The sequence below is a fragment of the Oleiphilus sp. HI0117 genome (genome assembly GCF_001635235.1).
Genome location: NZ_LWGA01001035.1, coordinates 1 through 9,182, shown reverse-complemented (window position 1 = coordinate 9,182; position 9,182 = coordinate 1). Strand labels below are relative to the sequence as shown.

7 protein-coding genes are annotated in these 9,182 nt (G+C 42.0%); all 7 read right to left on the bottom strand.

Going from position 1 to position 9,182, the window contains the following annotated elements; all coding sequences use genetic code 11:
- A partial coding sequence (locus A3757_RS18605) for an AMP-binding protein (RefSeq protein ID WP_156506409.1) occupies positions 1-949 on the bottom strand: 949 nt, incomplete at its 3' end.
- 139 nt (positions 950-1,088) lie between these two features.
- Positions 1,089-3,167: a molybdopterin cofactor-binding domain-containing protein gene (locus A3757_RS18600; protein WP_068515303.1), complete on the bottom strand. Its 2,079-nt coding sequence runs from the start codon at positions 3,165-3,167 to the stop codon at positions 1,089-1,091.
- Positions 3,168-3,188: 21 nt separating this feature from the next.
- Positions 3,189-4,322, bottom strand: a complete 1,134-nt coding sequence (locus A3757_RS18595) for a GNAT family N-acetyltransferase (protein ID WP_068515295.1) — start codon at positions 4,320-4,322, stop codon at positions 3,189-3,191.
- Complete coding sequence (gene nadE, locus A3757_RS18590; protein WP_068515293.1) at positions 4,322-5,314, bottom strand: NAD(+) synthase; 993 nt, start codon at positions 5,312-5,314, stop codon at positions 4,322-4,324. Before nadE ends, A3757_RS18595 begins: the two co-directional genes overlap by 1 nt.
- Before the next feature lie 27 nt (positions 5,315-5,341).
- Complete coding sequence (locus A3757_RS18585) at positions 5,342-6,853, bottom strand: class I adenylate-forming enzyme family protein (protein ID WP_082865367.1); 1,512 nt, start codon at positions 6,851-6,853, stop codon at positions 5,342-5,344.
- Between the two features lies 1 nt (position 6,854).
- Positions 6,855-7,100, bottom strand: coding sequence for an acyl carrier protein (locus tag A3757_RS18580; RefSeq protein WP_068515291.1), 246 nt, complete (start codon positions 7,098-7,100; stop codon positions 6,855-6,857).
- Positions 7,101-7,159: 59 nt separating this feature from the next.
- Entirely contained in the window at positions 7,160-8,947 is a 1,788-nt protein-coding gene (gene asnB, locus A3757_RS18575) for an asparagine synthase (glutamine-hydrolyzing) (RefSeq protein ID WP_068740066.1), read from the bottom strand.
- Positions 8,948-9,182 lie beyond the last annotated feature (235 nt).

The following is a 9,182-nucleotide window of genomic DNA, read 5'->3' as shown; positions in this document are numbered from 1 at the left end:
TAAGTTCGCTTACCACATGAGACTCTGAAGGGCCGTATTGATTTGACAAGCTTGTCTTAGGGAGCTGTTCGAAGATAGACCTAATATCCTCAGTGATAATTAGCTGCTCGCCCGCGGTGATAACTTCTTTCAAGGACTTCGGCACGATGTTTAGTCGAACAAACCATTGCATCAGGTTTTTCAAGGCGACATAAGGCATGAAAATTCGTTCGATTTGATGTTCGAGTATATATTCAGCAAGAGACTTAAAGTCTTGTTTGATCAGTGGGTCAAGAGTGTATAGCGTTGCGCCAAGTGATAAGCTAGAAAAGATTTCCTGGAAAGATACATCAAAACTGAGCGAGGAAAATTGCAAGGTCTTAGGGGCGTAGTTTTCGTTGTAATGAGCATTCTGCCAGTCGATCAGCTTATTTAGAGGGCCATGGGGCATCGCGACGCCTTTGGGGCGCCCTGTTGAACCCGAGGTATAGATTAAATAGGCAGCAGTCGATTCTTCTAGTTGAGCGCTATCGATGCCAAAGTTCTTAAATGCTTGGGACTTATTTGCTAGGACCTGTTCTAAGGTTTCTTCTGTAGGGAATGTTTGACTAAAGTTAATTGATTTGGTCGACTTCGGCGCAAATTCACATACCCTATCACATAGCACAAAGCTCGCATTCGCGTTTTCCAGCATGTATGCCAATCGATCGTTGGGGTAGATCGGGTCAAGAGGAATGTAGGCACAGCCATAGTCCAGCAACGCGATCATACTTGCTATCGCCAAGGGTTTCGATTCGAAATATAGACCAACGTAGCTACCTTGTTCTAGCTCCAACTGTTTGAGCCTGGAATTGATTCCTGCAACAAGCTGCCCGAGTTCAGCATAGCTTATCGAGACTTGATTATCTTGAATCGCTATTGACGTGGGGATAGAGTCAAAGTTTTGTTTGACCGTGTCGATGAAATTCAAGCTGACCTCTTTGCCTTGGGTGTTAGAGTTTATATAATTATTGCAGTGTCACTTACTTCTGAGTGGGAAGCTAGAGATTGAAGCAGTCTATTTCAAGGTAATTTCCTTTAATATCGATCTATTGATACTTCTTTAGTCACTAAAGTTTAAACGGCGTTCTTCTATGCCTTACCCCTGTAGCGGAATAAACTGAGTTAGCGATGGCTGGTGCGATGATTGGCACGGCTATTTCACCAATTCCACCAGGATCAACATTGCTAGGAATTACCTCAATGTATATTTTTGGTGTTTCATTTATTTTAATCAGGGGGTAATCATCAAAGTTATGTTGCTCAATGCGGTTGTTCTGTATTGTGATTGAATGACCTAACGAAGCATTTAATCCATAGAGAATTCCGCCTTCTATTTGAGCTGTCACTGAGTCTGGGTCGATAACGGTGCCGCAATCAACGACACAGTGGATTTCCGTAATTGTAATGCCTTCTTTGTTCTTGTTTAGCAGAACTGTTAATGCAATATAGCTTCCGAACCCTCTATTAAAGGCGATGCCAATATATTCTCCTTTGCTAAGATGCCAGTTCCATTTACTTACCTCTTTTAACTTTTCTAAAAGCCTCTTTGAACGGTCATCGTGTCGAAGTAAATTTTGTCTAAAGAGAAAAGGGTCTGTGTTTTCGTAGTGAGCTATTTCATCTATAAAGCTTTCAGTTGCAAAAACATGATTTGAATAGGCAACGGAGCGCCAAGAACCAATAGGGATACCGTGATCTAGCGTTTGAAAATAGAGTGACCGATTGGGAATATCGTATGGGAAGTCAATGGCACCACCACTTATTTTCCCCTCTGACGCCCCAGAAGCTGTGTGTCTCCAGTGAGTAATCTTCCCTTTGTCTATTTGGGATTCTATACGGTGAGATGAATAAGGTCGGTAGAAATCATTTTGTATATCCTCTTCTCTTGACCAGAGTAATTTAACCGGAAAGTTGAACTCTTTTGCAATGATGACAGCTTCGGTAACAAAGTCCTGCTCCAGTCGACGACCAAATCCTCCTCCTAAAAGAGTGGTATGAACTCTAACATTATCAGATATTCCAAGTTTACGAAGAACTTTTGAACTCCATTTACCAAGTTGTGTGTGGTATGCCTCTCTCGCTGCACCAAGGGCCATCATTGGATGTTGAGTTGGTGCCCATACGTCACAGCCATCATCGTGAATATGGGCGGTACAATTGATCGGCTCCATACAAGCATGAGCTTGATACGCGCTGTGATAATCAGCACTGATACCTTCTCCTGAAGGGAAGGCGTTGCCGAATTGTTTTACGAGCTTGCCAGTGTGACTTAAGGCATCAATAAAGTCTCTTTCTATCTGAGCTTGGTTTAGGTCATTATCTGTTTCGGAGTGCCATGTAATATTTAAGGTTGATAAGACATTTTTCGCTAGCCAATAGGACGTAGCTACAACCGCAACGGCGTTATTTAGCTTTACTATTCCTTTAACACCGGAGCTTAATTGCCTTGTAGTGGAGACTGACGCTAGTGTTGATTTAAATGTGGGGGCGTGAGTAATTGCAGCATAGTGCAAGTTTTCCAGCTCAGTATCGATACCATATTGTGCCTGTCCCTTGACGATGTCGTGAACGTTTAGGCTAGGGTTTTTGTTCCCTATAAAGTTAAATTCACTAGGTTTTTTAAGAGCAGGATTTTTAGGGGGGTGGAATGTGCTGGCCAGCTTACTCAAGTCGCCATAACTAATGTGCTTTCCTGTTTGCTGGTTTATAACTTGGCCATTTTTGGTGCTTAAACTTTGTTGATCAACCTCCCAAGTTTGGGCTGCTGCTTGTAGTAGCATGCCCCTGACACCTGCAGCCCCAGTTCGAAGAGGGAGCCATAGTGACTTGATTGAGCTACTTCCACTGGTTCGAAGTTGGGCATGCTTCGTGTCCGCGTCAGCCAGCTTGATTTCTATAGTTGACCATTCTAAATCTAATTCTTCCGCTATGATTGCGGGTATTGCATTAATGATTCCTTGCCCCATTTCGATTTTGGGTAAGGTAATGACAACTCGATTGTCTGTGTGAATACTTAGCCAAGCTTTTGGTGAAAATGCTAGGCTTTCAGTATTCCATTCATTACAGCCATTGAGAGAAATGCCAAGTGAAAGGCCTACACCGGCGCTAGTGGTTAGTTTTAAGAATTCTCTACGATTAGTATCCATAAGCTGGTATTCATAAACTATCTAAGGTTTGAAGAACATGAAATCCATATCAGAGTCTGCAAATGTAATTCGCCAATTTTTTATATCCTGTGCTTGCATTAGATTGCAGGCTTCACCTTTACAGTGAAGCATAAATAGATCACCATGAGGACGTTTTATAAAAAGTGACTTCTTCAATTCGTGTTCCATGTCCAGGTTGATGCCTTGATACATGATTGCATCAACATTTTTTTCTAAGGCTAACTTTTCACTTAGCTTGATTAGATCAGGGTAGTCTGAATCTGGAGCTAAGTAGTCACAAATTGCTAGAACCTGTTTTCCTTGCCACTCACTAATCATTGTAACCAAGTAGCTTGATAGGTTTTCTCCTTCGTATAGGAAGTGAATGTCGTAAGGGTGCTGTGATGGTGTTTCAATGTAGCGCCACTCAAAATACTCAGCATTCTTTCTAATGTTGAGTATTTTGAGATTATGTTCCTTGTTGTATAGGTATTCTAAATCCTTCTTATAATTCTCAACTTGGGATATCGGTTTTATCGTTTTTCTAGTTCTTACTAAGTGCTTTAGTCGAGTAAAAAAACGAACGCCCCAGGCTATTGTTGGATAAATTATAGTACCTTTTACCCCATGGCCTTGTTGGGTGCTAGAAAATCCTTTTGCTGTAAGAGGTTTAATATAGAAAGCTATATTTCCAAGATTGTACCAGTTCAATCTTGTAAACATCGCTTGAGCAGCTTGAGATATCCCTAGGCCTATAACGAAATCATGTTGATCCATGAGCTTTTTGATCAAAGCAACGCCTAGGCCTCTCATTCTCCATTTTTCATCGACCGAGAGGTCAATGGCACAGCACCCTGAGTAAACCTTATCGGCATAATTAACCGTACACTTTAAACCATACTGGGTGCCGACAACATCATTCCCGTCCCAAGCGATATATCGGGGGTTTTTGATGTTATTTGAAAATAGCCAATCGTTGTACTCGGGGGAGTGTCGCAAAGGGCTATTTACAAAAGCTTGTTTAAGGAATGAGTCGACACCTTCCGTTTCATTGTCTGTAACGGTTTCACGAATTCGATCCTTAAAACGCACGGCAAGCCTGTCAAAAACTTTTTGTTGATTGTTTTTCGTTTGGCTTTTTTTAGCACTCATCATTACCAACCCAAATCAACCTTGTCTATTAACTGTGCATGGAGGTGTAAATATTGAGTTGTTTTACGTTTGCTTTCAATATCATTGTAAATAAAGTCTGCTTGTTCAGTGCTCGTGTTTAATGCTTCTGCTAACTCTGATGATGGCTTTTCGTTGTTATAGAACCACAGCGCTACATCCATTTTGTTATATGGAAGAGCGAAGTAAAATTCGTCCTGCCCCTGGCTTAGGCTGTAGGTGTCGGTAGTGGGGGTGGCACTACAGATTTCTTCAGGCAGCCCTAGGTGACGAGCTAATTCATATACTTGTGTTTTATATAGGTGAGCAATTGGTTTGATGTCTGCTAAACCGTCTCCACCTTTGACAAAGAAGCCTTGATCATATTCAACTCGATTAGGTGTACCCACTACAGCATAGTTCAGCCGATCTGCATGGAAATAGTCCATATTTTTACGGATACGTTGCTTAAAGTTTGTTGCTGCTACAATTGTCAGGTACTCATTTAAACCCAAACGCTTTTGCTGCTGCTTGCCGGACGGGTCTTCAACGACAAGTTTGAAGTGGTTAATTTGTCCTTTAGCCCCTCCATCGATCACTATTTTATTTTTCCAACCTTCGCAATACTCTGGGAAGGTCTTTTTGATCGCTTGATCGCGCCATTCATAACAACCTATTGCTTCTAGTGCTGGGGCAATATCTTGAACTGTATACTCGATGCCGAGGTGCTCGGCTAGAGCTCTACCTCTCTCTAAGCTAGTTGAAGAAGAATCTGTTTCTGGCATTAAGATTCCAAATACTTTTTTCGGGCCAAGTGCACTGACAGCTAAAGCTGCACTAACTGAGCTGTCTATTCCACCAGATATTGCGACGACCAAGCCGCGACGGTGTAGCGTTTTTCGTAAGGAGTCTCTAATAAATCCCCCAATGCGTTCTACCTCAGCTGCATGGTCTAACTGGGTGTATTGTTTAAGTAGGTTTTCAACTTGGCTATTCATTAGTGATCTCTTCTTTCCGTAAATGAGTTATTTGCGCGCATTGGCAAAGCTTGCTAGCTCGTGACGTTTTATTTTTCCGCTACTTGTGCGAGGAAATTCACTGACCCAGAAAATTTCCTTAACTTGTTTGTGAGGCGGTAGATTTTTCCGGCAATGATAGCGGATCGGTTTTGGGTCTTCACCAAAGCCCTGTTTGAGAATTACAAAAGCAGCGATGACTTCGCCTAGCAGCTCGTCTTTGATTCCAGTGACAGAAACCTCGCTAACAGCATCACACTCCAGGATAACTTCTTCAATTTCTTCTGGGTGAATACGGTTAGCGCCAGATTTAATCATTTGTTTCTGGCGGCCTTTGATGTAATAGAAACCATCAATATCTCTGTAGCCCAAATCGCCGGTGTGTAGCCAGTCACCTGTAATTGTTTGTTCCGTAGCCGTTGGGTTGCTCAAATATCCTTGCATGATATTGTCTCCCTTGGCAATAAGTTCACCTGTCTCGTTTGGCCCCAATAGTTTGCCGCTTTCATCGCTAATCGCTAACTCTACATCAGGTATTGGGATGCCGATTGAGCCGGCTTTTTCTAGTAGTCTGGCTGGCGGCAGGTAGGTGAGCCTTGCTGACGCTTCAGTTTGTCCATACATGACGTAAATATCGGTGTTAGGTAGTGCCTCTAGTAACTCTTTGGTAGTCGTAACACTCATACTTCCACCTGCCTGGGTAATATATCTAAGTTGCGGATGTATTTTGGCAAAGCTAGTCTTATGTAAAAGAATTTGAAATGTTGAGGGTACACCAGAAAAACCCGTAATGCTTGCTTTGTTTAAGTCTTCAGCAATGAGTTTAGGGTAGAGCATTGACTGCCCTAAGCAAATACTTGCCCCAGCATAAATATGAGTTTGTAATACTGAGTTGCCGTAGCTGTATGTGAATGGTAATACGCAATAGGTGCAGTCGGTCGCACTTAAGCTCAGGTATTGGACAATTGATTGAGTATTAGCAAGCAGGTTACTATGAGAAAGCATGACACCTTTAGGGTCTCCTGTGGTGCCAGAGGTAAACAAGATTAGCGCGTTGTGCTCAACAGCTGGGATTACCCACTGGTCTAAGTCGGGTTTCGCTGCTTCCGTGTCTAATAATAGCTCAAATTCATTTGCCTCTACCTTGAGGTGTTGAACTGAGTTTTCTAAGTTTATTGCCAAATTATTTTTGGTGATGGCTAACTTCGCTTGAGAGAAATCCAGAATATGTTGAACTTCTCGAACAGCACTTTGGCTGTGCAGTGGAATAACAGTAATGTCTAGAGACCAGCAAGCATAAAGGAGAGCGATATATTCAGCGGAATTTTCCAGGCATATAACAGCTTTGTCGTTGCTAGGAATATTCAATGATTTAATCTTCTTCCTATAGATGTTAACAAGGCAAGCTAGCTGGTAATAGCTAAGATTCCTTGCTTCGTTAACACTATATGTTACGGCAGTCCGGTCTGGAGTAGAATGAGCATGCTTCGCCAGCGCACTTAATATGCTTGCTATCGTCATACTATGCAGATTTCTTAGAAATATAAGCTAGTAGGTTGTTGATTGAGTCAAGGTTTTCAGGAACCATCTCTTCATCTTCAACGGTGATGTTAAAATCATCCTCAAGCAGTGCAATGACTTCGAGTATTCCCATGGAGTCTAGAATGCCTTTATCCAAAAAAGAGTCATCATTTTTGAGTTCGTCTTGATTGTCTGTGAACATGTAGTTCTCAAGGATAAATGTTCTTAGCGTTGCTTCATTGCTCATAGTGTTTCCTAAATCTTAAATAAAAAGATGTTGTTACATTATTGTAAGGATTATTTATTCTAACTGATTCTGTGTAACTCGGTATCATTAGAGTGATGGTTTTTGAAATTACTCTCAAATTGATCAATAAAATGATGGTGCCAGGCTTGGGTTGATAAGACGGATACAAGCGCTGTGTTGTCTTTTTGGCTAATTGCCTTACCTGATTTGATTTTTTTCAATAGTAGCGCCACTTTGTTTGGGTTGAAGTAATTGCTGTCTTTCAAAGAATTCTCGCTTAGTAAGCTTTCAACGTATTCGGGCGTACTGTCACTAAAAAAGGATGGTATGTTAGGTGCTCTATAAGGCTGTTTATAACGCTGGACAATAGTATTTGGCAAACGATTTTGCATCGCTTTTTTTAGAATGTACTTTTCGTTGAACGCTTTCATCTTGAGTTTTGGGTGCAATTGGCTGGCGAACTCAATCACATTGTGATCAAGAAAGGGGAAGCGACCTTCAACTGAGTTTTTCATTAACATTCTATCCCCTTGAGAGTTGAGCAAGTAACCTGCCATCAAGGTTTTACTCTCAAGGTATAAGGATTTATTGAACGGCTTCCATGAATCAAACCGATCTGGTAATGAGGCGATAAGTCTCTCCTCTGCATTAACATTTAATTCTGATGATAAGGCGTCACTATAGAAAATTTTTGCTTTTGAAGTTGATGCGATCCTTGGCAAATGTGAGAAAAGAGGATGGTTCGGTTGGTCTACACCTCCACCAAAAAAAGCTTTCAAGAAGGAGCCGGCTCGGTCACGAGACATATCTAAATAAGGATATAAGCGCTTGATTAATAAAGGGCGCCAGGATGAGTCAGGCTGGCGTGACCAGAACTCTCTAAGTTTGGCTTCTTTAAAAAGGTCATAACCACCGAATATTTCGTCCGCTCCTTCTCCTGTTAGTACTACCTTGTAGTTTTGCTGTCGAGCCAGGGCTGATAAGCGACCCATAGGGATGGGCGCTGTACGTACAATAGGGCTTTCAGTGTGCTTTATGCAGTCCAAGAAGTCATCCGCAATATTGCTGTACTTGCACTGTGTTGAAAAGTGACTGGTGTTTAAGTGTTCGACCATGGTTTTTTGGTGCTTGCTTTCATCCAGGTCAGCATCTTCGAAAGTGAGTGAAAAGGTGCTGAGGTCTCCGTGATCCAGGTGTTTGATGAGTGAAACCAGGATCGATGAATCTAAGCCGCCCGAAAGATAGGCTCCAACGGGGACGTCAGCCCTTAAACGAATGCGAACGGCTTCTTCTAGAAGTTCAGATACCTTCTGCGCTGCAATCTTTTCATCTACTATGTGTGGGGCGGTTCCAGATGAAAATGGATAATCCCAGTATTGGCGTCGCGTTAAGTTTCCTTTCTCAAAAACAACCTGCTCTCCTGGTTTAACCTCGTAGACATTCTCAAATGCTGTGTTAGGAGAGACAGGTGCCCAATAGCTAAGTATTTGGTCTAAAGAGTTTAGGTTTAGTTTTGGTGCTGAAGGAAGTGTACACAGTATGGCTTTAACTTCTGATGCAAAAGCGAGTGATTGTGCTTGCTGGCTATAAAATAGTGGAGATATACCTACCCGGTCACGAGTTAGAACGGCTCGTTGTTGTTTTTTATCCCAAAGTGCTATTGCGAACTGGCCGTTTAAGTGGTTAACAAAATCCAGGCCATATTCTTCGTAAAGGTGAACGATAACTTCGGTGTCGGTATGGGTATAAAATTGGTGGCCTTTAGCAATTAATACTTCTCGCAGTTCAGGGAAGTTGTATATCTCCACTATTTTATAGCCAGCAAGCACAATCACTCGCTTTTGCATCAGAAGTTAAAGCCATACTGTGTACACTTCCTTCAGCACCAAAACTAAACCTAAACTCTTTAGACCAAATACTTAGCTATTGGGCACCTGTCTCTCCTAACACAGCATTTGAGAATGTCTACGAGGTTAAACCAGGAGAGCAGGTTGTTTTTGAGAAAGGAAACTTAACGCGACGCCAATACTGGGATTATCCATTTTCATCTGGAACCGCCCCACACATAGTAGATGAAAAGAT